The organism is Kordiimonas lipolytica (assembly GCF_001550065.1).
The window spans coordinates 121,420-147,269 of sequence record NZ_LRUB01000022.1 but is presented as its reverse complement, the minus strand read 5'-3'; the positions used below and the strand labels follow the sequence as shown (position 1 = coordinate 147,269).

Genomic DNA, 25,850 nt, shown 5'->3' with positions numbered 1-25,850 from the left:
TGTGAAGCCCCTTCCCTGATCTTTATGCGATGTGGCGTTAGCCCAGACGCGTGAGCGCAGCTTTGACCTTCTCGATCTGGCCTTCAAGATCCAAAAGCTGTTCTTTGGCCTCTGCCACAACATGCTCTGGCGCCTTGGCCACAAAGCCCTGGTTGTTCAACCGACCCTTCAAGGAACCGGCCTCTTTCGAGAGCTTCTCAAGGTTCTTCTCAAGCCGGGCCTTTTCTGCGTCGAGGTCCATCAGGTCTGCAAGCGGCAGGTACACAGTCGCCTCGTCCACCACCAGTTGGGCCGATCCCTTGCTTTCAGCCGCATCAACCGCTTCGGCCTTTTCAAGGCGCGCAAGGCGGCAGATCATGTCCTGGAAGCTTTCAAGCCGCGCCTTCGTGGCCTCAGAGGCGCCAACCACCAGCGCTGTTGCCTTCGCACCCGCAGGCACATTCATTTCTGATCGCGTGGAGCGGATTTCGGAAATGAATTTGATCGCCCAGTTGACTTCCTCATCCGCGCCGTCTGCGGCCACGGCAATGGTGGGCCACTGGGCCAGGATCAGGTCATAGGGGCGATCGTCGCGCGTGGCGTGCCAAAGTTCTTCGGTGATGAACGGCATGAAGGGGTGCAAGAGCACCAGAATCTGGTCCAGCACCCAACCAGCAACGCGGCGTGTCTCTTCCTTGGCGGCCTCATCTTCACCCCAGAAAACAGGCTTGATCAGCTCCACATACCAGTCACAGAAGGTGCCCCAGGTGAAGTGATAGATGGCATCGGCGCTGTCGTTGAAGCGGAAGGCCTCAAGCGCCTTGGTGACACCCTCTGCCGCTTTCGCCACTTCTGCAATGATCCATTTGTTCACAGCAAGCGTTGCTTGCGGCGCTTCAACGGTGTCTGAGCCCGCAATGCCGTTCATTTCGCAGAAGCGCGCGGCGTTCCAAAGCTTGGTGCCGAAGTTGCGGTAGCCTTCCACCCGTTTCTCGGACATCTTGATGTCGCGGCCCTGGGCTTCCATGGCGATCAGCGTGAAGCGAAGCGCGTCTGCGCCGTATTTTTCAACGAACTCCAGGGGGTCAATCACATTGCCCTTGGATTTGGACATCTTGGCGCCCTTCTCGTCGCGCACCAGCGCGTGGATGTAAACATCCTTGAACGGCACCTCGCCCATAAAGTGAATGCCGGACATCATCATGCGGGCAACCCAGAAGAAGATGATGTCAAACCCCGTGATCAGCGTGGTGTTCGGATAGTATTTCTTCACGGTGTCCAGGGCGGCGTCCTCGTGCCCGGTCCAGCCGAGCGTGCTGTATGGCCACATGGCGGAGGAGAACCAGGTGTCGAGAACATCCGTGTCCTGCGTCAGCGTGACATCGTCGCCCAGCTTGGCCTTGGCGGCCTCATAAGCTGCCTCTTCAGTTTCTTCAACGAACACCGTGCCGTCAGGCGCGTACCATGCCGGGATGCGATGCCCCCACCACAGCTGGCGAGACACGCACCATGGCTGGATGTTGCGCATCCATTCAAAATAGGTCTTTTCCCAGTTCTTCGGGATGAATTTGGTTTTGCCGGTTTCAACCGCTTCGATAGCCGGCTTCGCCAGCGTCTCGGCGTCCACATACCACTGCTCGGTCAGCCACGGCTCGATCACCACGCCGCCACGGTCGCCATACGGCACCATGTGGCGGTGCGGCTTAACCTTCACAAGGAAGCCTGCGGCGTCCATGTCAGCCACGATGGCCTTGCGGGCCTCGAAGCGGTCCATGCCGCGGTATTTCTCTGGCGCGTTGTCGTTGATGCAGGCGTTCTCATCGAAGATGTTGATCATCTCCAGATCGTGGCGCTTGCCGATTTCAAAGTCATTGAAGTCGTGCGCAGGCGTAACCTTGAGGGCACCTGTGCCCTGCTCGGGGTCTGCGTGCTCATCACCCACAATGCGGATCAGGCGCCCCACAAGCGGCAGCTTGACGAACTTGCCGATCAGATCCTTATAGCGCTCGTCCTCTGGATGCACCGCAACCGCCGTGTCGCCCAGCATGGTTTCGGGCCGCGTGGTCGCGATCTCGATGAAACGGCCTTCTTCACCGTCGATCGGGTAATGGAAATGCCAGAAGTTGCCATCAACTTCCTTCTGCTCCACCTCAAGATCGGAAATCGCGGTCTTCAGCTTCGGGTCCCAGTTCACAAGGCGCTGGGACTTGTACAAGAGCCCTTCTTTATAAAGCTGAACAAACTTGGCGATCACGGCCTTAGAGCGCGGCTCGTCCATGGTGAAAGCTTCGCGAGACCAGTCGCACGACGCACCAAGACGCCTGAGTTGCCCCGTGATGGTGCCGCCGGATTCCGCTTTCCATTTCCACACGCGCTCCAGGAAAGCCTCACGGCCGATTTCCTGGCGGGTGGGGCCGCCTTCGGCATCCATCTGGCGCTCAACAACCATCTGGGTTGCGATGCCGGCATGGTCGGTGCCCGGCTGCCACAGCACGTCCTTGCCGCGCAGGCGCTCAAAACGGATCAGAGTGTCCTGCAGGCTGTTATCCAGCGCATGACCCATGTGGAGGCTGCCTGTCACATTCGGCGGAGGCATGACGATGACATAAGGTTCAGCATCAGCGCGCTGGCCGCACTTGAATGCGCCAGACGTTTCCCAATGTTCATACCATTTGCCTTCAATATCCGCCGGGGAATAGGTCTTATCCAACATTTCAAAAAATCCGTTATTATCCGGGATGATTGCGCATCATTCGCGCTGCATCCGTTTTCTTTCCTAAAAACAGCGCCGCACAATGCACAAAAATGGGCGAAAACGAAACCCTCAATCCGCCGAAATCATATGTTTTTTGCTCTTTTGCGCCCGATATGTCCCAAATTTGCGACGGCAATTTGTCGCGTCCGGTTCCGCTATAGCTTTGGTTCATCTTTAATTCCCGCGTGGAATCCGGTAGGCTTCTGAAATGATTGGGTTTTATCAGGCAAGATACAGAGGGTACCTGACAGGTTGTGTGATCGCTTTCCTGGCTCTTGCGCTAATGCCAGTCACATCCTTACATGCCGCCCCGCCCATCACAGAGAAGCCCGCAGCAGAAGAAGCTTCGCAAGAAGAGGCTGACCCCGATGTGCTTGCCCGCCTGCCCATTGAAATCATCAACAACCGGGTTCATGTCACGCTTAAGGTTAAAGGCACGCCAGTACAGATGCTGCTGGACACCGGTGCCTCCACCAGCGTGCTGTTCAAAAACCCCGGCTTTTCGGATGAAACCATCAAGGCGGGTGAAGCCACCGATATCAGTTTCCCGGCCTTCCGCGCCGCCACCAAGGGATACCGGCTTTCAGAAGTTGACTTCACAGCCGGGGATTTCCGCTTCACCAGCCATAACACGCTCTTTATCGAGAACCGCGATGAGATATCAGGCGACCTGAGCTTCCGGATTGAAGGCATCCTGGGGCGCGACTTCTTCGACGCCTATATCGTGGAGGTGATCCCGTCACAAAAAACCATGGCCTTGATCCGGCACGGTTCCAAGTTGGGCGATCGGTTCAAATACCGCCACCAGCTTTATATGGACGGCCGAACGCCCTACCTTCTGCACCGGTCCCGCCTGCCATGGGAAAAACGTCCGACAGTCAAAAAGCTCTTGATGGACACCGGCTATCCGGGCGGGATCGTGCTGTGGGACGATAGGCACTTCACGCAGGCAACCAACCCTACTGAGCGGGAACAGTTCAAGGCTGAAAACAAGGGTGTGATCTATTATGGCATTATCAAGTTCGGACGGCTGATCTTCAAGAATATCCCCATTTTCATTGGCCCGAATGCGCCAACGAAAACCGATGAAAGAGAAGGCATTATCGGGGCCAGCATGTTCCTGCCCTTCCGCTATGCCATAGATCTGGAGCGCAACAGCCTGTGGCTGAACCCACGTGTTCGTTCTTTTGGTGACGCTTACCAGATCAGCAATGAGGTGATCTACACGCCTGGCAACGAGGGGTTTGTGGTCAAGGACTTCTCACCGCGCATCGGCATCACACCAACGATTGTCCTCAAGCGCGACACAGAGGTCGTGCCCGACTGAGGCTCAGGCAAAAGGCATCGGCCAAGAAAAAGGGCGCCTGAAAGCGCCCCGGAATGCCTGCTTGGTGGTATAGCCCTACTTGCGGCGGGCGATCCGCGCGACTTCACGCTCTACCGCGTCCTGCACGATACCTGGCAGGTTTTCATCCAGCCAGCCCTGCAGCATCGGCTTGAGCATGGCGCGCACCAGTGATTCAAGCGTGTTGTCCGCCCCTTCGTAGCCTGCCACCATCATCTGGGTCAGGTGCGCGAAGCTTTCGGCTGTCCTGGTTTCTACCGGAGGCGAAACAATTGCTTCCACCTCACCTTCGCTCGCAAGCTCGGTCAGTTCGAAGACATCTTCTTCTTCCGGCTCGGGCATTGGTTCCGGTTCCGGAACAGGTTCCGGCTCGGGCATTGGCTCGGGTTCGGGAATGGGCTCTGGCTCTGGTTCGGGCTCAGGCTCCGGTTCGAACACAGGTTCGGGTTCGGGCTCAGGCTCCGGTTCAGGCTCGGGCTCAGCAGCAGGCGCTTCCTCGAAGTCCTCTTCGACTTCAGGTTCCGCTGCCTCTTCCTCCGACTCGTCAGAAATGATCCGGCGAATAGACGCCAAGATCTCTTCCATAGTCGGTTCGTCTTCAGATGCGTTATCGCTCATTGACCAGCCACTGTTAACACTCCCTGAACCAGAGGTACCGTTAAGAGAGTCCCGTGTCAATAATTCTTAAGCGCACAAAGGCGGTTAAGTGCATCCACCCATGCGCCGCATTGGCTTGAAAAGAACCAGTGGGCAATAAAAAAGGGGCCCGAAGACCCCTTGAATATTTTTTATCCGCGAGCGCCTTATTCGACGTCGGTACCGATGAATTTGGTATCGACCTTGTCGTAGTAACGCTCAGGGTTATAGGCAGCCACGCCCAGGCGCAGGTCCTTGGCTGTCAGCTTGCCTACCGCAGAAACGAGGCTGTAAGCCGTTACCGCTTCGTCGCGCTGGGCACGAACAAGTGCCACGCGCGCGTTCAGGAGCTCCTGCTCGGCGTTCAGCACGTCAAGCGTGGTGCGGGAGCCCACATAGGCTTCCTGACGCACGCCCTCAAGGGCGATCTCGCTGGCGCGAACCTGCGCTTCGGTTGACTTGATCTGACCAACGGCTGCGCGGTACTGGTCCCACGCCACGAACACATTTTCCTGTGCCACGCGCTCAGCCTGGCGGATTTCCATCAGACGCTGGCTGCGCTGCTGCTTGGCCTGACGCACGGCTGAATAACGCGCACCACCCTGATAGAGAGGCACGCTCAGCTGCACACCAATAGACTTGGTGGTGGATGGCCGATCAAAAGTACGACCAACACGTTCGTCAAATCCTGATTGAGTCCTGTCGGTCCAGCTCGCCTGCAAATCCAGCGACGGCATAAGAGCACCACTAGCTTCTTTAACCCGATAGGCGGCGGACTCTTCATTGTAGCGCGCAGCAATCACACCAGGGCTAAGCTGCATAGCGGTTTCAATAGCCTCATCAAGGGAAGCCGGCAGAACCGGATCGCTCGTTGGCGTCTCAAGGGATGCAGGCGTATTGCCAACTACGCGGCGATATTGCGCGCGGCTTGCCGCCAATGTGGCTTCCGCCGTCAGCAGGCTGGATTTGGCGCCTTCAAGGCGGGCTTCAGACTGGGCCACGTCAGTGCGGGTCACTTCACCCACACGGAAGCGGTCCTGGCTGGCCTGAAGCTGACGCTCCAGCACCTGTACGTTGTTCTTGTTCAGGTCCACAACCGCTTCGTCGCGCAGCACGTTCATATAAGCAGTCACAGCTTCCAGCAGCACCTGTTGTTCAACCGACTGCAGCTGTGCACGCCCCGCCATAACTGAGCTTTTCGCCCGCTTCATGGCATTGCGATCACGGAAGCCATTGAACAGGTTCTGGTTCGCCGTAAGGATATACTGCTCACTGGAACCCGGCACGGATATGTTTACGCCTTGCTCGTTTGGCGATTTGGTCTTGCTTTCCCCGTATGTATATGTACCGGAAAGGTTCGGCAGGAAGCCCGCCTGTGCCTGGGACACGCCCTCGTCCGTTGCACGGAGTGCGGCACGCTGGGCCATCAGTTGCGGGTTGCTCTCGTAGGCTGCTGCGAGCGCTTCTTCAAGCGATTCAGCTGACGCTGTCACAGAACCCATAAGCACAGTTGTCACTGCAAGCAGTGAGACGATCCCCTTTTTCATTTTATTCTCCTTGTTTCCTCGCTGTATATTATGCGGGCCGTAGAATTCCAGGTTCTTATCCCTGTATATTTTCCTATCTGACCCTAGGGGTATTCGGTTTTTATCACTTTTTCTGTATCAACTCCACCTTGATGGGGAAAAACCTAAATCCTATCAAGCCTTAGAATACAAAACCTTTTTCAACCTCGAAGCCCGGCAGCATCGGCACATTCGCATCAAAGAGATTGCGCGCAGACGCCACACCGTCTTCCATTTTTATGATATGGGCGCGGCCCACGCCGCCTTCAAGTTTTACGCACACAAGACGGCCGCCGTCCTTCAGCTGTTTCACAAGACCAGCCGGCACTTCTTCAACCATGCCTTCGATGATGATCACGTCAAACGGGCCTTGCTTGGCCACACCGTCGCGGTGCTTGCCGTTCATCACAGCCACGTTCATCACGTCCTGGTCCGACAGCTTCTTTTCAGCCGCTGCGGCGAATTTTTCGTTTTCCTCAAGTGCTACGACCGCGTCGGCGAGGCCCGCGATCACAGCGGCGGAATAACCTGTGCCACAACCGATATCCAGCACCAGGTCCTTTGGTCCGATTTCTGCGGCGGTCACGAGACGCGCGAAAATCATCGGCTCCATCAGGAAACGGCCTTCACCGATATCCAGGTCTTCATCCACATAGGCGATGGCACGCTTGGCTTTCGGCACGAAAAGCTCGCGCGCAACACCTTCGATGGCGGAAATAATGCGCTCGTCGTTCACCTCATTGGGGCGAAGCTGACAATCGATCATGTGGCTGCGGGCGACTGCTGCTTGGGTCACGGTTTGAACCTCTACATTAATAACTACAGTGACAATCTCGCCGCTTTATAAATAGCAAGACGCTTTGAAGCAACGCGTTTTCACGTAAAAACCCCATAAAATCTGCCAAAGTCTGCCTGCGATTTATCATAATACGGCTTCAGCACACCATCCCCTGCGGCAATCCGACCGGATTTTGCGACGGAAGGATGCTGTGAGCGGCCATGACGGCAAGCTTGTATCAGGCGATCTCTACGCGGTTGCGACCGGCTTTCTTGGCGGCATACATCGCATCATCTGCGCGCTTGAGCGCCCCGTCGATTGCGATATCCTTCTCCTCAAGTTCCGCGATACCAATGCTGACGGTCACCGTCAGGTCTGGTGCGTTCGGGAACGCAAGCCCCTCCACCGTCTGGCGCAGGCGCTCCAGAACGCCGTAGGCGCCGTCGCTGTCTGCAACAGGCAGAAGGACCGCGAACTCCTCGCCACCCAAGCGCCCCAAAGTGTCCTCATAGCGCACGGTCTCGTCACAGCACTGGGCCACAACGGCCAGCACTTCATCGCCCACTTCGTGGCCGTATGTGTCGTTGATGCGCTTGAAATGATCGATATCGATCATGGCCACCACAACAGGGTAGCCGTGGCGCTTCATGCGGCTCAGCTCCATATCGGCGGCATTCATGAAATAGCGCCGGTTGAAACAATTGGTGAGCGAATCGGTCATGGCCTGGCGCGTGAGTTCCGCGTTGGCCTTTTCAAGCGCGCGGGATTTTTCAACCAGCGTCAGCTGGGTATTGATGCGCGCCCGCACCACCGGCACTTTGATGGGCTTCAGGATATAATCAGACGCCCCGATGGTCAGCCCTTTGGATTCGGCATCTTCGTCCTTTTCCATGCCGGTAATCAGCACAACGGGTGTATCCTGCGTGCGGTAATCTTTCTTCAGGGCCTCGCACACCCTGAAGCCGTCGATATCTGGCAAGTTAACATCCAAAAGAATCAAGGTCGGCTTATGCTCAAGCGCCGCGATCAGGCCGTCCTTGCCCGTTGCCGCCGTCACAACCTCGCCAAACTCGCTTGCAATGCCGGACAGCATCGTCCGCATGATTTCAAGGTCATCAATGATAAGGATTTTATGGTCCACGCCTCATTCCTGTTTCTTGCCACCTGTTCCCCAATCAGCTTTAGCGACAATGCCTTAAAAAATGATTGCCTGCAAAAGATTGTTCGGCCGTAGCCCCGGATGCGCACAAACACACCAAAAAGCTATTGACCCTTCTTATACGTCTGACTATACGTTCCGGACCACCACGAGAGGCGCGATGGCGGAGTGGTGACGCAGCGGATTGCAAATCCGTGTACACCGGTTCGATTCCGGTTCGCGCCTCCAAGAATTCAGCAAGAAATTGCAGGGCGTTACGGCTTGATAAAGCTGTGGCGCCTTTTTCTTTTGTCCCCGCTTTGCGCCGCAGCCAAACCGCCGCAGGTTCCCTATCCTTGATTTCGGTCAAATCCCTGTAACACAGGCGTGCTAGACTGCTGCATGGAAACTAGAGCTTTCGCACGGCAATACGCCGCGCGAAAGCTTGCCTATGAACGACAGGAGCTATCGCATGTCTGATCAATTCGACGATTTTGAAACAGATGACATCCTTGAAGGTGTCGTCATCCCTTCCCTTCTCGACAAACTTGTAGCGGGATCGACTGCGGCACCGATGGCTGCCGCGCCAGAAGGCCCGAATAGCAACGACGATGACGATAGCGACGCAAACGATGATGACGATGATAGCGACGCAAACGACGATGACGATGATAGCGACGCAAACGACGATGACGATGATAGCGACGCAAACGATGATGATTCTGACGACGATGATTCTGACGATGACGAAGACGAAGACGACGATTCCTTCGACGGGGATGATGACGACAATGAAATAGACGGCCATGACGGCGACGACACCATCGATGGCGGCAACGGCGATGATGAGGTCGATGGCGGCGACGGCGCAGACAAGCTGACAGGCGGCCTGGGCGCAGATGAAATCAAGGGCGGCAACGGCAATGACACCATCGATGGTGGCGACGGCGATGACGAGCTCAAGGGCGGGTCTGGCAACGACATCCTGACAGGCGGTGCGGGTGCAGACGAACTCAAGGGCAGCAGCGGCGCCGACACGCTCAACGGTGGCGACGGCGATGATGAGCTTGACGGCGGCGACGGCAACGACAGGCTCACCGGTGGCAGCGGCGCGGATGAATTCGAAATCGATGACCGGTCATCCGACGTCATTACAGACTTCAACCCGAATGAGGGCGACCGGATCGACCTGGACGACATCGAGACGCTCAATAGCTTCACCCAGCTTCTCGACAACGCCACCCAGTCGGGCGCCAATGTTGTCATTGACCTTGGCAACGGCAAGACCCTGACCCTTCTTGACTTCGACCTCGGCAACCTGTCCGCTGGCGCGATTGATCTCGACGAAGAGGGCGACGGTTCCGACGACGAGCCAGATGATGAAGATTTCGACGGCGGCGACGAAGACGATGATCATGAAGGCGACGACGGCGCCCAAAGGCTGAAGGGCAACAACGGCAACGACAACCTAAAGGGCAACGGCGGCAACGACTTCCTGAGCGGTGGCGCCGGGGATGACACCATCGATGGCGGCGATGACGATGACCAAATTTTCGCAGGCGCTGACGATGATGGCGACGACAAATTCGCCGGTGGCCAGGGCAATGATGTTGTCGGTGGCGGCACTGGCAACGACATTGTCGTAGGCGACGACTTTGACGACAACGGCCTCGGCGATGACGGCGACGACACGCTGTATGGCGGTGACGGCGACGATGTGATGATTGTAGGCAGCTGGAATGACGACGATCAGGACGGCGAATTTGACGAAGGCGAAGAAGAGCAGGACGGCAACGCCAGCAACTCGGTGTGGGCCGGTAGTGGCAGCGACCGGATCTATGGCGCGGGCGGCAAGGATGTCATTGGCGGCGGCGACGGCGACGATATTGTTGACGCCGGCGGCGGTGACGACATCGTTTATGCAGGCAAGGATGACGGTGACGATGACGTCCGTGGCGGCGATGGCGACGACACCATCTTTGGCTCATCGGGCAACGATGACGTGGGTGGCAATGAAGGCAATGATGACCTGTTCGGCGGCGGCGGTGATGACATCGTAGACGCTGGCGGTGGTGACGATGAACTTTACGGCGGTACCGGCGATGACACGCTTACGGGGGGCGACGGTGCCGACACGTTCTATTTCGGAGGCGGCCATGGCAACGATGTGGTGAGCGACTTCAGCACAGCTCAAGATACGCTCTATATAGCCAACACCACGACCGACTTCATCAGCGTCAGCGACCTTGAGGCCGCATCGCAGGAGACAACAATAGGCGCTGACACCGGCCTCCTGATCGACACAGGCGGGGGATCATCAATCTTCCTGGTTGGCATCACGCTGGCAGACCTGGCGGATATGAACATCACCTTCTAAGGTGCTCGCGAACCAGAAACAAAAGCCTGGGCTGAATTTGGCCCAGGCTTTTTTTGAGCTGAATATTGCAGTTGGTTATGATCAGCGCTTCAGGCCTTCGATCACCCAGGCCAACATGTCCGGGCCGTCCATCAGGGCATGATATCTTGCGTCCACCCCTGCGACCCTCATGGCCCCCACTGCACAGGTGATGTCTTCTTCGGTCGACGCAGCGCCCGCAAGCGCCTCAAGCCGCAACAGATGCGCCTCCACCGACCGTTCAGATGCATCCACTTCGCGCAGGATGTCCGGAATGGCGGCTGTCTCCATTGCCTCAAACAGCCTGAGCAGCCTGCGCCCCAGTGTCAGGATCGTGGCCTGGTTCGGATGGTCCTTCAGTTTGCTGTCCAGTTCTTCAATCTCACCAATGAATTGCTCGACCGCACTTTCTGCCTCAGACCGGGTGCCCTGCCCGCGGTTGAGAGAATCGACCGCCTTCAGTGCTCGCCTGAGCGCTTCGTGCAGCCGGGCTGAACCAAGGGTGGGAACCAGCGTCAGTTCATGCCGCGCGCCTTCTTCGGCAATCCCCTTTGTGGCATGCACCACGAACCTCAGGCGCCCACCGTTTTTCAACACACGTGCGGCTTCCAGCGCCGGGTGATCAAGCCCCGCATATTCAATACCGAACTGGCTGGTGACGGCATCGAATCTGCCATCTTCGAACGGCAACGCGGCTGCGTCCACACCACCCTCAAACCGGACCGCCCGAATAAGATCAGGATCAATTTTGACATGAGCCGCAGGGTCAATAAGTGCCAAATCCACACCCAGAATGTCAAAGCTACAACCAAGATTTCGCGCGGCTTTGGCTGCCAGAAGCGCTGCCCCGCCGTTACCGGTGCAAACATCCAGAATCGATGCCCTATCGGTTAAGCGTGCGAAGAAATCGGCCCAGGTTTCGGCCAATAGGCCGTCATAGCCAGCACGCAGGTCGTCAGAAAGACAACAGGCCAGTTGCCCCTGCTGCCAATAGTCCCGCCAGAACCAGCTGTTTTCTTTGTCGCCCATTATGCCCCCGTTGACTTGCCGCCCCAATGAAGCCGTTTAAGCGCAAGCGTTTCAAGGTATTTTCACAAGACCACAAGAAAAATGTAAATTTACTCTTGGCACGCTGAAAAATATGAGTATAAAGGCACCCATTCGCGGCCACGGAGTGATGCTCCGGACGCCCCGAACATCTACCATGATCCCCAGTAGCTCAGTGGTAGAGCAAGCGGCTGTTAACCGCTTGGCCGGTGGTTCGAATCCGCCCTGGGGAGCCAATTATAAAAGCCCGGAAGTTTTGCTTCCGGGCTTTTTTCTTTTGTTACTGCATCACCTGAATCAGCTACTGGACAGCTGCATCACGAAATTGTTTGCGCTTGTCCTGACATCCTGGATCTTGCCGGCCAACAGGGTGGCAAGGGAGGCAGAATGTTTCGAGGTCTGCGACACTTTCGACACAACGTCCAGAAGTTCTGCGGCCGCTTCGTCAACCCCTGCTGTATCCTCTGCCGCAAGCTGCGCAGCACGGGCTGTTTCCTGCGTGGACGCGGATTGCTCTTCCACCGCAGCAGCAATGCCATTCGCATTATCGCGGACACTGTTGATGATGGTGACAATATTGCGATTAGCCTCTTCTGCCGCTGTTGTCGCCTTCATAATACGCTCCACAAGGCCTTCGATCTCTTCCGTGGCCTTGGCGGACTGGTTCGCCAGGCTCTTCACCTCGCTTGCGACAACAGCAAAGCCCTTGCCCGCCTCACCGGCGCGGGCTGCTTCGATGGTGGCGTTAAGCGCCAGCAGGTTTGTCTGTTCAGCGATATCACTGATCATCACAATCACATTGCGAATTTCATTTGACCTGACGGTCAGTTCCTTGATCGCCTGTTCACTCACGGACGACTGATCGGACGCCTCTTCGGCGACCTGGGTTGTCTGCGCAACCTGGCGGGAGATTTCCTGTGCCGTAGCTGACATTTCTTCAGTACTGGCAGCAACCGTGCTGACATTCGAATTCACGCGGCTAGAGCTGTCGCTGACACTGCCAACCCTGTCATCCGCGATGGCTACGGCATCCTGCAGCGACTGGGCATTGCCGCCAAGTTCTTCAATAGACGCAGACAGTTCGGCAATCAGGCTGTTGACTGAGCTTTCAAATTCAGCGGCGGCGGCCGCGCGCTCGGCTTTGGCCCGCTCTGCAGCCTCCTCGCGCTCTCTGGCTGCCTGTTGCTCCAGTTGCTTCTTCTCTGCCTCGTTTTGCTTGACCTGCTCAAGCGCGGCTTCTGCTTCAACCTTCATTGTTTCGGCTTCTTTCGCGGCGGCAACAGCTTCCTCAGCAGCACCTTCAGCCTTAACCTGTGCCATCTCCGCCGACTTGAAGGATGCGTCCAGCTTCTGTGTCAGCCAAACCAGACACACAGCCTCGACCACCAGAATGACCGCGTGCAAAACCACCCGCCAAAAATCAGCTCCGTCGGGGAAGACCCACGTTGGCACAAGGAAATTGAACAGAAGGTGATGAACGGCTACCACCGCAGCGCTTACCAGCACGACCCGGAAGTCACAGAAACCACCCAGCAGCGCCAATACGGCGAAGAAATACATATGCATGTCGATCTGCCAGGGGTGCCCCCTGAACACATAAACCAGAAGGGCCGCAAACAAGACCATGGAAGCGCCCGCAAGTTCGCGTTGCAACTGCGACGCGCCCACACGCCAGTGCACCGCAATGGGGACCACCGCCAGCAGAATGGCCAGAAGCACGGGCGCCATTACGTCCTGTCCCAGCAAGAGTGCCGCTGCAGCAACAAGTACAACATGGGCAGCCAGTGCGTATGTCAGGAAACGCGAGAAGGTTGACCGGATATCTTCAATCATATTCATAAGGATTTTACCTTTGCCTGCCAGGCGGATGCTTTTTTAGGAGGGACACAGCCAAAATCAATTGGCGCCTCCACTACGAGAACTGCACCGCGCTGGATCAAAACCCCGGGCGAGACATCGCGATGAGGTTTCACAAGAAATGAGTTGCTGCCAACCACGTCGACCAGATCGACGGGCATTTGGAAGAGTTGAGCAACAGCCTGATCGTCGGTAGCTAAAGGAGATAGCTGAACCAGCCAAAGGCCGCCTTTAGAAGGCCATAACTGGACTAGCCCTAGCACTAGTAAAGCGCACACGCCGTATAGAAATGCCCTCATGGCAAAACTTCCCAACAACGCCCAATCGTATGCAGCTCTCAATCTAAGGCAGACATCTTAAGAAATGCCTATTATTTTACGGAAATATGCACAACCTCTGCGCCCAAACTTTTTATAGTTTCTCCTATAGGTTTATTTTTGCTACGGTGATTGGGAAATGGAAGGGGCCAAGGTTAACACATGCAGAACGCGGTAGATGCCATGTCCGAAAAACAACCCGTAACCAAGCCGAATACAGCCAGTGACTGTATCAGCAGTCTTGCGGTCCCAGAGCGTGTTACTTTGGCGCGCAAAGCTGGCGAACAGCTGTTCCCCCAGAATCGCGACAAGGAAAAATATGCCGCGGCATGCCTTCTGGCGGAAGCGTTGGCATCTGACCTCTGCCTGCAGGTTCGGGAAACTTTGGCTTTTGAGCTCAGGAAATACACCCGGCTGCCGAAAACCATCATCACCAAGATCGCCTGCGATGCTGATGAGGTTGCCGTCCCATTCCTGCGCGTGACACCGGCCCTGTCTGACAGCCTGATGGCAGAACTGATTCCGCTCCTTAGCGACAACGCCCAACTGGCGATTGCCGTACGGTCCGATATCGGCGCAAAAGCCAGCCGCCAGTTGATCTGTCACGCCAACGACAATGCAGCGCTCACAGTCATCGGCAACCCTAGTGTGGGAATAGATGACGCGCTCGCCTCCATGGTGCTCGACCATTTTGCCGATAACGCCAGGGTGATTGAAGCCATTGCCAAACGGCCGAACCTGCCGCTTTCAATTGTGACCAAGATTCTGCACCATGTAGGTGATCAGCTGCGGAAAGAACTGTCTGAAAGGTATGGCGTGGACCCGGCTGTTGCAAAAACCGTGATGGTCAACAGCACACACGAGACCATATGGCGACAGATCAGGCATGCAACACCGGGTCAGGTTCATGCCCATGTGCTTGACCTTCGCCAAAATGGCAAATTAAGCCCTGAGTTGATGCTTGCGATGGCGGACCGCGGGTGTCTTGCCTTCCTTGAAAGCGGGCTTGCGGCCTTTGCAGGCCGCATCCTCACTGAAATTCGCGAGGTCTTGCATCTGGCCAATCTCAAGCAGTTCCAGGCGCTGATGCGCGATTGCAACCTGGAAGATGGCCATATCGAGCATATTCACAAGCTGGCCCGCCGCCACTATGGCGCCCGGCGCGCCCGGCGCGAAGTTGGCAATCCCTCTTTGTGGCAAAGCCGCCCGTCCGGCAGAATGACGCCGCAAAGTGCCGCATAACACCGCACCTGCTCCAGCCCAGCCCAAGCCTTCACAGGCTACCCCATGAAAGCCCCAAAAGCCTGATCAGGCTGCAATCCCGTTGCGACCAAATTGCAACAGCCCGCCCCTGTTTCCCACATAATGCGAAAAAAGGCATGAAAACAGCTTGTTTCTGCCCGATTTCAAGCTTATTCCCCGGATTAATGTCCAGATCGATCTTATTGATCTACAAAAGGGGAAATAGATTATGCGTGTTTTGATCGCATCGCTGCTGCTGAGCACCAGTGCCACCGCCGTAATGGCCGACGACAATAATTTCTATGCCGGCTTTGAGATGGGCGGCACGCGCTCTGACCGTGGTTCGGTGGAAAATAGCCTGAGCGGCCTCTCGCTTTCCGACAAGAAAAACCTGGGCCTGATGGGCGGCCTGTATGCTGGCCGCACCTTCGGCAAATGGCGCCTTGAAGGTGAATATGCCATCCGTACCAACCGCTACCACTCCATGGAAGTAGATGGCGCTGGCGGCCTGGACCTTGATCTCGGCCACAATCTTGCTGGCGGCGTACAGAAATCTTCCGCCATCATGGCGAACGCCTGGTATGAATTCGCTGAATTCAGCGGCTGGAAGGCGCTTGTTGGCGCAGGCTTCGGTTTCGCAGATGTTGAAGTCAACCGTTTGCGCTCCGGCCAAACGCTGGTTATGGACGATAGCCGTTGGCAGTTCGCCAATCAGGTGATGGCTCAAATCCTGAAGCCGATTGACGGCGGCCTTGAGCTTGGTATGGGCTTCCGCCACTTCCGCACCCATGACCGGGGCTTCCAGACCGAAGCGCGCACGTCTGACTATAAAGTCGTGAACAACGAAGTGTTCGTGCGCCTGAGCTGGCGTTTCGGTGCTGAGTCCGCGCCGCGTCAGGCTGAGCCTGTCCGTCAGGCGCCTGAGCCTGTTGTTCGCCAGGAGCCGGCACCGGCCCCTGTTGCAACGCCGCAGGTTGTTGAAGAAAAGAAACCAGAGCCGAAGCCAGTGGCCCTGCCCGGCCCGTTCATGGTGTTCTTCGACTTCGACAAATCCGACATCACGCCGGACGCTGCCCGCATCATCAAGGCAGCGGCCAAAGCTTTCAAAGAGCACAAGGCTGTACGCATCATGGCAACCGGTCACGCTGACCGCTCCGGCACTGAAGCCTACAACCAGGCCCTGTCCGAGCGCCGCGCTGCTGCTGTGAAAGCAGCCCTGATGGCTGAAGGCATTGAAGCCCGCTTCATCATGACCGATGCGAAAGGCGAAAGCTCGCCGCTTGTTGCCACCGAAGACGGTGTGCGCGAGCCGCAAAACCGCCGCGCGGAAATCGTACTGAAGCGCTAATCCGCGCAACAGACCAAAATCAAGAAAGGCCGCTCATTCGGGCGGCCTTTTCTTTTGGGGAAACACCAGGACTTAAGCTTCGCACTGGGCTAGCGGTCTATGGTCTCTATGCGCCCAGCCCCGCCAGTCGCGGCCGTGGTCGGCGGAAGGCCCTTTTTGCAGACCGGGCGCGGTGTGCGGTACTGCACCGGCAGAAGGTCCATCACCATCAGCGGATCAGCGTAAGATGCCGCCATGTCGGCCACTACTGCTGCGTTGGCGCAAAAACCGTCTACGTCGATGCTTTCAAGCGAAATACGGTTCGCCGTCTTGGTGACATAGGCGTCCATATTCATGCGGGTCTGGCGCGCGAGATAAGCTTCTACAGGCCAGCGGCTGGCCTTGATTGCGCCTTTGTGCGCCCCGACAAACCGGTTATAGAGCGCGGCAAACCGCGGGTTCTCAAAACGGCACTTGAGCGCCGCCACCTTGAGCTGCAGCTCAAGGAACCGAAGCTGATCGGCCTTCAGCTCAGCCTGCTTGATACAAGCCTGAGCCGGCATGCTCGAGAGCACAACAGCGCCTGCAAGCAACACAGATTTCAAACCAGATTTCGTGATCGGTCCCACGCCTGCCCCACTTTTCCTCTATCCACCTCAATGCCACTCTAACACGCCAAGATGAATAGTCTATAAACGGCTATAATTTTAGACGTCGCACAGGGGTGCTTCCCGCCATAAAAGATAGACGGTAAGCCATGGGAATAACGGAATATTTTTCGGATAATCCTTGCCATCCTAGCCATTTCGCTTAACCCTAGGCCGCAAATAGAAACCGGCTGCGGACCACGCAGCCAACAATGTTCTGGGGAGAGGGACACATGTTTTCCGCTTGGTTCAAGATCACGCTTTGGAAGCGTATCATGGCGATGCTGGTGCTCGGTATCGTCTTTGGCGCGCTTGCAGGCGAGCATGCCGCGAAGATTTCCTGGATTGGCGATATCTTCATCAACCTGATCCGGATGATCGTGGTGCCGCTGGTGTTCATCACGCTGGTATCCGGCGTTATCGCCATGGGTGACCCGAAACGGTTGGGATCATTGGGCATCAAGACGCTCATGCTCTATATCGGCACCACGCTGGTTGCCATCACCATTGGCCTCACGGTTGCTGCCATTGTGCAGCCGGGCATTGGCGTGGACATTTCCGGCGCTGTTGCCAAGGAACTGCCGCCTGCCAAGCCGCTGGCTGAACGCCTGCTGAGCATTATCCCGACCAACCCGCTCGCGGCGCTGGCTGACGGCGACATGCTGGCCATTATCTTCTTCGCCCTTATCCTGGGCGCAGGCATCCTGATGGCAGGCAGCAAGGCCAAGACCCTGGCCAAGTTCGCCGATGATGGCTCTGAAGCCATGCTCAAGGTAACCCATATCGTGATGGAAGTGGCACCGTTTGGCGTGTTCGCCCTGATCTCCAAGGTCGTTGGCCAGGGCGGCATCCAGCAGCTCTTTACTGTTGTACCGCTCGCGGCCTCGGTTATCGCCGCCTGTGTGATTCATGTGCTGATCACCCACGGCGCTATCATGAAGTTCCTCTTGAAGCTGCCACCCAGCCGCTTCTTCCGCGACATCACGGGCGCGCAGCTTGTGGCCTTTTCCACCTCGTCAAGCTCAGGCACGCTGCCTGTTACCATGACAGTGGCTGAGGAAAACCTGGGTGTCAGCAAAACAGTCGCCTCAAGCGTGCTGCCACTGGGCGCCACCATCAATATGGACGGCTCCGGCATTTATGTGGGCATCCTGGCTGTGTTTGCGGCGCAAGTCCTTGGCGTGCCACTGGGGCTTGAGCAGTATCTGATGATCGCCTTTGCCGCCACGCTGGTGTCCATCGGCACGGCGGCGGTCCCTTCGGCCTCGCTGTTCCTGCTGGCGACCGTCCTCAGCGTAATCGGCATTGAGGACGCGCAGACCTTCCTGATCGTTGGCTTTGTGTTCCCGTTTGACCGCCCGCTCGACATGCTGCGCACGGTGGTGAACGTGACCGGCGACCTCTCGGTCGGTACGGCTGTCGCCAAATGGGAAGGCGAGCTGGACGAAAAAGTCTTCAAGGCAGAGCCGGTCGATTAAGCCGGACCCGAGGTTTTTTCTTATCAAACGAGCCGCCCGGTGCTATACGCCGGGCGGTTTTGATTTATAAGGTACGTTATGACTGAGCAGAAAAAAGCAGTGGTACTCCTCTCCGGCGGGCTCGACAGCGCGACAGTGATCGCGATCGCCCGTGACCAGGGGTTTGATGTCCACGCCATTTCATTCCGCTACGGCCAGCGCCACAGCGTTGAACTTGAGGCCGCAGACCGGGTGGTCAAACACCTGGGCGTGACCGAGCATAAAACGGCTGAGCTGGACCTGCGCCTGTTTGGTGGCAGCGCGCTGACAGCAGACATTGATGTGCCCAAGGACCGCTCTGACGACGACATGAGCCATGATATCCCCGTGACCTACGTGCCGGCCCGGAACACCATCTTCCTGTCGTTCGCACTGGCGTATGCAGAAGTGATCGGCGCCAAGGATATCTTCATCGGCGTAAATGCGCTGGATTACTCCGGCTACCCCGATTGCCGCCCCGAATATATCGCGTCGTTCGAAGCCATGGCGAACCTGGCTACCAAGGCAGGTGTCACGGAAGACGAACGCATCCGCATCCAAACACCGCTCATTGACATGACCAAGGCCCAGATTGTGGCCGAAGGTACGCGTCTGGGCGTTGATTACGGCCTGACCATCAGCTGCTATGACCCGGACACAGAGGGCAAGGCTTGTGGCCACTGCGATAGCTGCCTGTTGCGCAAGAAAGGCTTCGCGGAAGCCAGCCTTGCCGACCCGACGCGGTATCAGGACTAGGAAAATCGTCACTCGCTAGCTTGACCAGCGAGTCCAAAACAGCCATAGATTCGCCGATCAAGTCGGCGAATGACGAAAGAAACCAATCATGGTCTACACGGTCAAAGAGATGTTCTACACACTGCAGGGCGAAGGCGCGCAAGCTGGCCGCCCGGCCGTGTTCTGCCGCTTTGCCGGCTGCAATCTCTGGACCGGGCTTGAGCGCGACCGGGCAAAAGCCATCTGCCAGTTCTGCGACACTGATTTCATTGGCACAGACGGCGAAGGCGGCGGCAAATTCAAGACCGCTGATGACCTTGCTACGGCTGTGAAGGCCCTGTGGCTCGGGAAAAGCGGGAAGCCGCTTGTGGTCTGCACGGGCGGTGAGCCCTTGCTGCAGCTGGATGAGGCGCTCGTTGCGGCCTTCCACGATGCCAGGCTTGAAATCGCGGTTGAAAGCAACGGCACGGTATTGCCACCCGCGGGCGTCGATTGGCTGTGCATCAGCCCAAAAATCGGGTCAGAGATGATCGTGACGAAGGGCCAGGAACTGAAGCTTGTGTACCCGCAAGCGGGCGGCGACCCGGCCCAGTTCGAACATCTGGATTTCGAGCATTTCTTCCTGCAGCCGATGGACTGCGAAACGCAGGCAGAAAATACCGTCAAGGCCGTGGATTACTGCAAGGCCCACCCACAGTGGCGGCTGAGCCTGCAAACCCACAAGTTTATCGATATTCCTTAGCCAAACCGTCACCCCGGACCCGGCGCAACAGCGCCGGAGGCGATCCGGGGTCCATATCAATCAAAAAGCCTTCGCCAAGGGCGAAGTCACTATTTCTCATGGATTCCGTGTCGTAACCTGCCTTCGGCAGGGCACGGAATGACGTGGATGTGTGAGGGAGTATAATCGCAAATGCTAGTCGTCGCGGTTCTTGCGACTGAGCACCACACCGAACACCAGCCCAAGCGCGATACCGACCGCAATGTTGCCCATGCCAACGCCAATCGCCACGCCAATGGCCAGCCCCACCCCGATATAGCGCGGATCGCCCCTCCGGCGGCCTTCCGCCTGCTGGTCTTCTTCTGGTGGTTGCTGGTCTGTCATCGCTGCCTCCCCGATTATTGGTCTATAGCTGATATGGGGAGGCAGGCAGATTTGCCAAGTCCTAACCCTTGAGCGCCTCATAAATGCGCGCGCCCAGTTCCGGCCCCTGCAGCGGGTAGAGGAACGGTTCAATCAGCTCCATTTCCATCAGGTACAGGCCACCGTCCTCACTGCGGATCATGTCCACCCGGGCATAAAGTGGGGCGATGGGCGCTGCCGCCAGCGCCTTGGCCGCCTGCGCCACATCTTCTGCTGCTGGCTCCACCGGGGTTTCCTTGCCGCCATAGGCGCTCTGGATCCGGTAGTCGCCATCCGCTGCGGTTTTCAGGAGCGTGTGCGAAAGCTCACCACCGATGAAAATGAAGCTGAGCTCCCCTTCCTTGACGATCGCATCCATATAGGGCTGAATCATCATCGGGTGCGGCATGTCCGGGACGGCATCCCCGCGTTTCAGCATATGCTGCCCGTCTGCCCCCGCGCCCACCTGCCGCTTGGCTACCAGCTTTTCTGTGCCGAAAGTCTCGAATGCGCCAGCGATCACCTCGGGCGTCGCTTTGTCTGCCCAGATTGTGGGGATCAGCCGCACATCCTTGCCTTCAAGGTCGCGCAGATAGCGTTTGTCGATGTTCCAGCGTACCAGCTCAGGCGCGTTGAACAGCCGGGTTTTGGTCTCAATCTTCTCAAGCGTTTCAAGGAATTCATCCAGCCGGTCCCAGTAGTCCCAAGTCGTGCCGATCATCACAGCGTCGAAAGACGACCAGTTCACATCCTTGTCGTCCCACGACACGTCGGTCACCTTTGCCCCGCGCGTCTCAAACGCCGCGGTCAGGTTTTCCATCATCTGGTCATGCTCAAACGCGTCACTACGACGAACGGGAGACCCGGGCATCGTGACCCGGCTGGAAAGATAACAAAGATGCATAATTTTTCCTCAACCGCATGGAACTGACAGCTACCACAATCCAGCAATTCGTTGCCACAATCCGTAAATTGCAACACCCATTAATCCAGCCCACAGCAGAGCCATAAAGTAAAAGGTTCCGGGTTGCGTTTCTCGGTTAAAGCGGTTCCCGACCCCGCCGCTACCAACTTCTATGGTTCCCGTCTTAAATCCACGAAACAATTGGTATCCGCAAATACCAATCAACAAACTAATTAGCCCCAGTGCGCCCCAATCATTCATGTTCTACCCCCGGCCGCGGTAGTTGGGCACGTCTTGTTCCGGGATCCACACGCCCTTGGGCGCTTCGCCGGTCTGATAGAACACATCAATCGGGATGCCGCCGCGTGGGTACCAGTAACCACCGAACCGCAGCCACTTTGGTTTCATCTCGCTCACCAGTCGCTCGGCGATGCCCACAGTGCAATCCTCGTGGAAAGCTGCGTGGTTACGGAAGCTTTGCAAGAACAGCTTCAGGCTCTTGCTCTCCACAAGGCTGTCACCCGGCACATAATCCAGCACCAGATGCGCGAAGTCCGGCTGGCCCGTCACTGGGCAAAGGCTCGTGAACTCAGGGCATGAAAAGCGCACACAATAATCACTGTTCGGGCGCGGATTCTTTACATACTCAAGAACGGCTTCCTCTGGCGTTTGCGGCGCGTCTGACTTTGCGCCCAGTTGCTCCAGCCCTTGATAAATCTCTTTCGTCATCCCACATATCCTTTGAAGGCCACAGCAAATAACAAGGCCAAAACAGTCGAGGGTGAAACATCCCCTTATCATGCGCCCTTCTATGCTTTTGAGGACGCCGATTGTCAAAGGTTTTAAGCCTTTCCACGCTCCTTACCGCCCCTGCCCGCGTTAAGGTTTTGAGCCAACGCGCGTTAACCTTTGAAATATAATTACTAAAAACTTAACAGTTTTGAACGATTAGTTCAGCATTTGTTAATTTAGGCCCTTTATAGTGGGTATCAACAGGCCAAGAAGTGGCCTTTGTCGACCTCAGGCAAATTGAACGAAAGGGTCCTGGGCACTCGACTGAGTAGGAGAAGAACAATGGCACAAAAAATCTGCAGAGCACGCTTTGCGCCGGGCACCGTGGTGATCCACCGCCGGTTCGGCTATCGCGGTCTCATCTTCGATGTAGATGCTGTGTATAGCCAGTCTCCTGAATGGTATGACATCATGGCTAACTCGCATCCCCCGAAAGACCGCCCTTGGTATCACGTCCTTGTGGACGGCGAGACCCACACAACATACGTGGCGGAAGACAATCTGGTGGAATGCGACCAGACGGAAGAGTTCGACCACCCGCTTCTGAGCCGACTGTTTACGGCCAGTGACGCCGGTGATTTCGCGAGCCGCCATGTGATGAATTGAGTATTGAGTACCCTCTAGTTCCGAGTACATGAGTTTTCCAAGCCGTACCCGCACCTCCTCTCCCCCTTAGGAATGCACGGGTACAGAAAGAGGCGCAGAGTTCCGCGCCTCTTTTTTGTTGGTTTTCCTGTGTTAGTCTTTGGCCAGAGCTGCTGAGGCCCGAGCTCTCACAAACTAGCTGCTGTTGATGCCTCAGATTATTCGGCTTCTTCCTGCCTTATCCGTCGCTCAACCTCACCAACCTGGATCGCTCCTCCAACTTCTGCCCCCGGCACCACTATTTCTACCACATAGGTGGTAATGGTCATGCTATCAGGCATGCCAAGCGATTGCCTGCTGGCGAAATATTTTGGCTGCTGCTCTATCACCAGTTCGAACGTCCGGCTCTCCGACCCTTGCGGGAAACCTGCCGCCGGGAACTTGAGCTTGCGCCGGGACGCAGGGGCAATGAGCACACTAACAGGATCAACAGAGAAATCTGCTTCAGACTGAGCCAGCGCAACCTCCTGCACGCCACCAGGGCGCACATAGGCCTTCAAGAGAACACTTGCATTACGCGGGTTAACCACGTCCGCGACAAGAACGTCCTTACCATCAGCTGAATCCGCAACATCAATGTAGCGGATAAAAAACGGGGGACGGGCTTCCGCCGCCTGGCCTACCGCTACGACAGCAAGCGCAACGAGTAAGTAAAGGGATAAAATTCGCACCTGAGTCTCCTTCTGTTTCCACAATACATCAGCAAGAGACAGGCCAATCCTGCAACACAGCCATAAACCGCTGAAACATATAACTTTATCAACAAACACAACAAGGAAGGATATTGCAAAAGCGTCGCAATAAATGCATATTGCGACAAATTCGAGAGGTAAAATTCTCTTTTTGCACCATAATTTGTTGCAAATTGCACCAATTGGCGACCTGAACACCCTGAAGCTCAGGCCAAGGCATGCATGACAGGCATGGCTGCCCCGACAATTGCTTGATTGTATCGCAACGCCAAGGGGCGTACGCTGCGCGGCGGCAGCGTCTGTGGTCAACTGTGTCCACTATCGTTGCCGATTTTGGTTTGAGTGTAAGGAAAAGGCCATTTCATGAACCCGTTTCCACTGGTGACCACCGACTGGCTCGCTGAAAAGTTGGAAGCCGTCGGAGCAGACAGTAACATCGTGCCGGTCGATGCCTCCTGGCACATGCCTGCGGACAAGCGCAACCCGCGCGCTGAATATGACGCAGCCCACATTCCGGGCGCGGTATTCTTTGACATTGATAACAACATCAAAGTGGCAGCCCACCTGCCCCATATGATGATGCGCGCCGACGAATTCGAAGGCGCCGTTAGGAAGCTTGGCATCTCGAATGACGATACAATTGTTGTCTATGACAACAGCGACGTTCGTTCGGCCGCCCGTGTGTGGTGGAACTTCCGCGTCATGGGGCATGAAAATGTTTTTGTGCTTAATGGCGGCCTGCAGAAATGGCTGGCGGAAGGCAGGCCGGTGACAGACGCGAAGACCGAGCGCGAACCGGGCACCTTCAAGGCGACGCTGAAGCCCGCGCGCCTGCGCTGCCAAGACGACCTTTACATGAACCTGAAATCCAAAAAGGAACAGGTGATTGATGCCCGTTCAAAAGGCCGGTTCGAAGGCACAGAGCCCGAGCCCCGCAAGGGACTTAGGTCAGGGCACATTCCCTATGCCCTTAATGTGCCCTTTTCCAGCCTGTTTGCCCCTGACCATGCGCTGAAACCGGCAGATGAAATCCGCGCTGTGTTCGAAGACGCCGGTGTCGATCTGGACAAGCCTGTGGTTACCTCCTGCGGGTCCGGCATTACCGCGTGTGTGCTCAAGCTTGCGCTCCTGACCCTTGGCAAACGCGACGTGTCCGTTTATGACGGTTCCTGGACCGAGTGGGGCGCCGACCCTGCCCTACCAATTGAGACAGGACCCGCGCAACGCCATGACAGACAACAAGAAAACGCCTGACACGCGTAAATCAGATACTAGGCTGACGACCACCGGTCGCCGCAAGGAATGGACCCACGGCATCGTGAACCCGCCGGTGTACCGGGCGTCCACCTGCCTGTTCGAGACGTATCAGGAATATCGCGAGCGCGTTGCAGACCCGGCAGCCCGGCATCTTTTCTATGGCCGCAAGGGTACGCCAACGCAGTGGTCGCTTGAAGACGCTGTTACGGAACTTGAAAACGGGTCCGGAACGATGCTCTTCCCAAGCGGCGTTGCGGCGATCACCAATGCCATTCTTTCGGTTGTGCGCACAGGCGATCATATCCTGATCACCGACAGCGCCTATGATCCCACGCGGTCGTTCGCGAACGGCATGCTGAAAATGATGGGCGTTGAGACCACCTATTATGATCCCCTGATCGCGGGCGGTATTGAGGCGCTGATCAAGAAAAATACAAAGCTCATCTTCACCGAAAGCCCCGGTTCGCTGACGTTCGAGATGCAGGACCTACCGGCGATCATCGCAGCCGCAAAGAAGCATGACCTGTTCGTCATCACCGACAACACATGGGCCACCCCGCTTTTCCTAAACCCTATCACCATGGGTGCCGATATTTCGGTCAACGCCGCCACCAAATATCTGGGCGGCCATTCGGATGTGATGATGGGTACGGCAACGGCGAACGAACGTACCTTCAAGATGCTGCGCCGCACGGCCCACCAACTGGGCCAGACCGTGTCTGCCGACGACGCCTTCCTTGTTTTGCGCGGACTCCGTACGCTGGGCGTACGGCTGAAGCAGCATGAAGAGAACGCCCTCAAGGTCGCGGCATGGCTCAAGGACCATCCGCTGGTCGAGCGCGTGCTGCACCCTGCTTTTGAAGACTGCCCGGGCCACGAGATATGGGAACGTGATTTTGCGGGCTCTACCGGCCTGTTCTCCATCGTTCTCAAGGCCGGCAGCTATGAAGACACCGCCCATATAGTTGACGGACGGAAGCTTTTCAAAATGGGCTTCAGCTGGGGCGGCTATGAAAGCCTGATCCTGCCAAGCGACCCTACGGGTGCGCGGTCAGCCACCACTTGGGCGTCAAACGGCCCGGTGATCCGCCTGCATATCGGCCTTGAGGACACTGAAGACCTTATTGCGGACCTGGAAGCAGGCCTTGCCGCTTACAAGGCTCACCTGGGCCTCTAAT

24 protein-coding genes and 2 tRNA genes are annotated in these 25,850 nt (G+C 56.8%); 12 read left to right on the top strand and 14 right to left on the bottom strand.

The window, feature by feature from the left end; all coding sequences use genetic code 11:
* Positions 1–37 precede the first annotated feature (37 nt).
* The gene (locus KORM41_RS11155) at positions 38–2,692 is read right to left on the bottom strand and encodes a valine--tRNA ligase (protein ID WP_068147650.1); all 2,655 of its coding nucleotides are present in this window, start codon (positions 2,690–2,692) and stop codon (positions 38–40) included.
* 16 nt (positions 2,693–2,708) lie between these two features.
* Positions 2,709–2,906 carry a hypothetical protein gene (locus KORM41_RS21860; RefSeq protein ID WP_156431951.1) on the bottom strand — a complete coding sequence of 66 codons (198 nt, stop codon included), beginning with the start codon at positions 2,904–2,906 and terminating at the stop codon, positions 2,709–2,711.
* Between the two features lie 84 nt (positions 2,907–2,990).
* On the opposite strand from KORM41_RS21860, the gene KORM41_RS11150 reads away from it, so the two are divergent.
* The gene (locus KORM41_RS11150) at positions 2,991–4,061 is read left to right on the top strand and encodes a retropepsin-like aspartic protease (protein ID WP_068147647.1); all 1,071 of its coding nucleotides are present in this window, start codon (positions 2,991–2,993) and stop codon (positions 4,059–4,061) included.
* 75 nt (positions 4,062–4,136) lie between these two features.
* On the opposite strand, the gene KORM41_RS11145 is transcribed toward KORM41_RS11150, so the two are convergent.
* The 4 genes from KORM41_RS11145 to KORM41_RS11130 all read right to left on the bottom strand — a co-directional run bounded on the left by KORM41_RS11145 (position 4,137) and on the right by KORM41_RS11130 (position 8,199).
* Entirely contained in the window at positions 4,137–4,697 is a 561-nt protein-coding gene (locus tag KORM41_RS11145) for a DUF2497 domain-containing protein (RefSeq protein WP_068147643.1), read from the bottom strand.
* Positions 4,698–4,882: 185 nt separating this feature from the next.
* A complete protein-coding gene (locus KORM41_RS11140; protein WP_068147640.1) occupies positions 4,883–6,262 on the bottom strand; it encodes a TolC family outer membrane protein in 1,380 nt (459 codons plus the stop codon).
* Between the two features lie 160 nt (positions 6,263–6,422).
* The gene (locus KORM41_RS11135) at positions 6,423–7,076 is read right to left on the bottom strand and encodes a protein-L-isoaspartate O-methyltransferase family protein (protein ID WP_156431950.1); all 654 of its coding nucleotides are present in this window, start codon (positions 7,074–7,076) and stop codon (positions 6,423–6,425) included.
* 220 nt (positions 7,077–7,296) lie between these two features.
* Complete coding sequence (locus KORM41_RS11130; protein WP_082719865.1) at positions 7,297–8,199, bottom strand: diguanylate cyclase; 903 nt, start codon at positions 8,197–8,199, stop codon at positions 7,297–7,299.
* A 172-nt stretch (positions 8,200–8,371) separates the two neighbouring features.
* Here KORM41_RS11130 and KORM41_RS11125 point away from each other — a divergent pair.
* Both KORM41_RS11125 and KORM41_RS11120 read left to right on the top strand, forming a co-directional pair.
* Positions 8,372–8,445 (top strand) — tRNA-Cys (locus KORM41_RS11125).
* A gap of 223 nt (positions 8,446–8,668) precedes the next feature.
* On the top strand, positions 8,669–10,573 hold the full coding sequence (locus tag KORM41_RS11120; RefSeq protein WP_068147637.1) for a calcium-binding protein: 1,905 nt from the start codon (positions 8,669–8,671) through the stop codon (positions 10,571–10,573).
* Positions 10,574–10,654: 81 nt separating this feature from the next.
* On the opposite strand, the gene KORM41_RS11115 is transcribed toward KORM41_RS11120, so the two are convergent.
* Positions 10,655–11,620: a class I SAM-dependent methyltransferase gene (locus KORM41_RS11115; RefSeq protein WP_068147635.1), complete on the bottom strand. Its 966-nt coding sequence runs from the start codon at positions 11,618–11,620 to the stop codon at positions 10,655–10,657.
* 179 nt (positions 11,621–11,799) lie between these two features.
* Here KORM41_RS11115 and KORM41_RS11110 point away from each other — a divergent pair.
* A tRNA-Asn gene (locus KORM41_RS11110) sits at positions 11,800–11,874 on the top strand.
* A gap of 61 nt (positions 11,875–11,935) precedes the next feature.
* On the opposite strand, the gene KORM41_RS11105 is transcribed toward KORM41_RS11110, so the two are convergent.
* Positions 11,936–13,477: a methyl-accepting chemotaxis protein gene (locus KORM41_RS11105; RefSeq protein ID WP_068147632.1), complete on the bottom strand. Its 1,542-nt coding sequence runs from the start codon at positions 13,475–13,477 to the stop codon at positions 11,936–11,938.
* Positions 13,478–13,995: 518 nt separating this feature from the next.
* On the opposite strand from KORM41_RS11105, the gene KORM41_RS11095 reads away from it, so the two are divergent.
* The gene (locus KORM41_RS11095) at positions 13,996–15,054 is read left to right on the top strand and encodes a DUF2336 domain-containing protein (RefSeq protein WP_231727239.1); all 1,059 of its coding nucleotides are present in this window, start codon (positions 13,996–13,998) and stop codon (positions 15,052–15,054) included.
* A gap of 229 nt (positions 15,055–15,283) precedes the next feature.
* Complete coding sequence (locus tag KORM41_RS11090) at positions 15,284–16,402, top strand: OmpA family protein (RefSeq protein WP_068147626.1); 1,119 nt, start codon at positions 15,284–15,286, stop codon at positions 16,400–16,402.
* Between the two features lie 89 nt (positions 16,403–16,491).
* On the opposite strand, the gene KORM41_RS11085 is transcribed toward KORM41_RS11090, so the two are convergent.
* Entirely contained in the window at positions 16,492–16,986 is a 495-nt protein-coding gene (locus tag KORM41_RS11085; RefSeq protein ID WP_231727231.1) for a hypothetical protein, read from the bottom strand.
* A 275-nt stretch (positions 16,987–17,261) separates the two neighbouring features.
* Here KORM41_RS11085 and KORM41_RS11080 point away from each other — a divergent pair, with 275 nt between their 5' ends.
* The 3 genes from KORM41_RS11080 to queE all read left to right on the top strand — a co-directional run bounded on the left by KORM41_RS11080 (position 17,262) and on the right by queE (position 20,001).
* Positions 17,262–18,506 (top strand): dicarboxylate/amino acid:cation symporter, encoded by a 1,245-nt coding sequence (locus tag KORM41_RS11080; protein ID WP_068147620.1) that lies wholly within the window; start codon positions 17,262–17,264, stop codon positions 18,504–18,506.
* A 78-nt stretch (positions 18,507–18,584) separates the two neighbouring features.
* Complete coding sequence (gene queC, locus KORM41_RS11075) at positions 18,585–19,280, top strand: 7-cyano-7-deazaguanine synthase QueC (protein WP_068147617.1); 696 nt, start codon at positions 18,585–18,587, stop codon at positions 19,278–19,280.
* A gap of 88 nt (positions 19,281–19,368) precedes the next feature.
* On the top strand, positions 19,369–20,001 hold the full coding sequence (gene queE, locus KORM41_RS11070; RefSeq protein ID WP_068147614.1) for a 7-carboxy-7-deazaguanine synthase: 633 nt from the start codon (positions 19,369–19,371) through the stop codon (positions 19,999–20,001).
* Between the two features lie 174 nt (positions 20,002–20,175).
* On the opposite strand, the gene KORM41_RS11065 is transcribed toward queE, so the two are convergent.
* The 4 genes from KORM41_RS11065 to queF form a co-directional block, all read right to left on the bottom strand.
* The gene (locus KORM41_RS11065; RefSeq protein WP_068147612.1) at positions 20,176–20,364 is read right to left on the bottom strand and encodes a hypothetical protein; all 189 of its coding nucleotides are present in this window, start codon (positions 20,362–20,364) and stop codon (positions 20,176–20,178) included.
* Positions 20,365–20,425: 61 nt separating this feature from the next.
* Positions 20,426–21,286 carry an ATP-grasp domain-containing protein gene (locus tag KORM41_RS11060; RefSeq protein ID WP_068147609.1) on the bottom strand — a complete coding sequence of 287 codons (861 nt, stop codon included), beginning with the start codon at positions 21,284–21,286 and terminating at the stop codon, positions 20,426–20,428.
* 30 nt (positions 21,287–21,316) lie between these two features.
* Positions 21,317–21,547, bottom strand: coding sequence for a hypothetical protein (locus tag KORM41_RS11055; RefSeq protein WP_068147606.1), 231 nt, complete (start codon positions 21,545–21,547; stop codon positions 21,317–21,319).
* A gap of 3 nt (positions 21,548–21,550) precedes the next feature.
* Positions 21,551–22,015: a preQ(1) synthase gene (gene queF, locus KORM41_RS11050; RefSeq protein WP_068147603.1), complete on the bottom strand. Its 465-nt coding sequence runs from the start codon at positions 22,013–22,015 to the stop codon at positions 21,551–21,553.
* A gap of 345 nt (positions 22,016–22,360) precedes the next feature.
* On the opposite strand from queF, the gene hspQ reads away from it, so the two are divergent.
* A complete protein-coding gene (hspQ, locus tag KORM41_RS11045) occupies positions 22,361–22,684 on the top strand; it encodes a heat shock protein HspQ (protein WP_068147602.1) in 324 nt (107 codons plus the stop codon).
* A gap of 197 nt (positions 22,685–22,881) precedes the next feature.
* Here the strand turns inward: hspQ and KORM41_RS11040 are convergent, their stop codons facing one another.
* Positions 22,882–23,394 carry a hypothetical protein gene (locus tag KORM41_RS11040; RefSeq protein WP_068147599.1) on the bottom strand — a complete coding sequence of 171 codons (513 nt, stop codon included), beginning with the start codon at positions 23,392–23,394 and terminating at the stop codon, positions 22,882–22,884.
* A 384-nt stretch (positions 23,395–23,778) separates the two neighbouring features.
* Here KORM41_RS11040 and sseA point away from each other — a divergent pair, with 384 nt between their 5' ends.
* Complete coding sequence (sseA, locus tag KORM41_RS11035) at positions 23,779–24,669, top strand: 3-mercaptopyruvate sulfurtransferase (RefSeq protein ID WP_068147596.1); 891 nt, start codon at positions 23,779–23,781, stop codon at positions 24,667–24,669.
* Positions 24,644–25,849 (top strand): cystathionine beta-lyase, encoded by a 1,206-nt coding sequence (metC, locus tag KORM41_RS11030; protein WP_068147593.1) that lies wholly within the window; start codon positions 24,644–24,646, stop codon positions 25,847–25,849. The genes sseA and metC overlap by 26 nt, the downstream gene beginning before the upstream one ends.
* The last annotated feature ends 1 nt before the right edge of the window (position 25,850 follow it).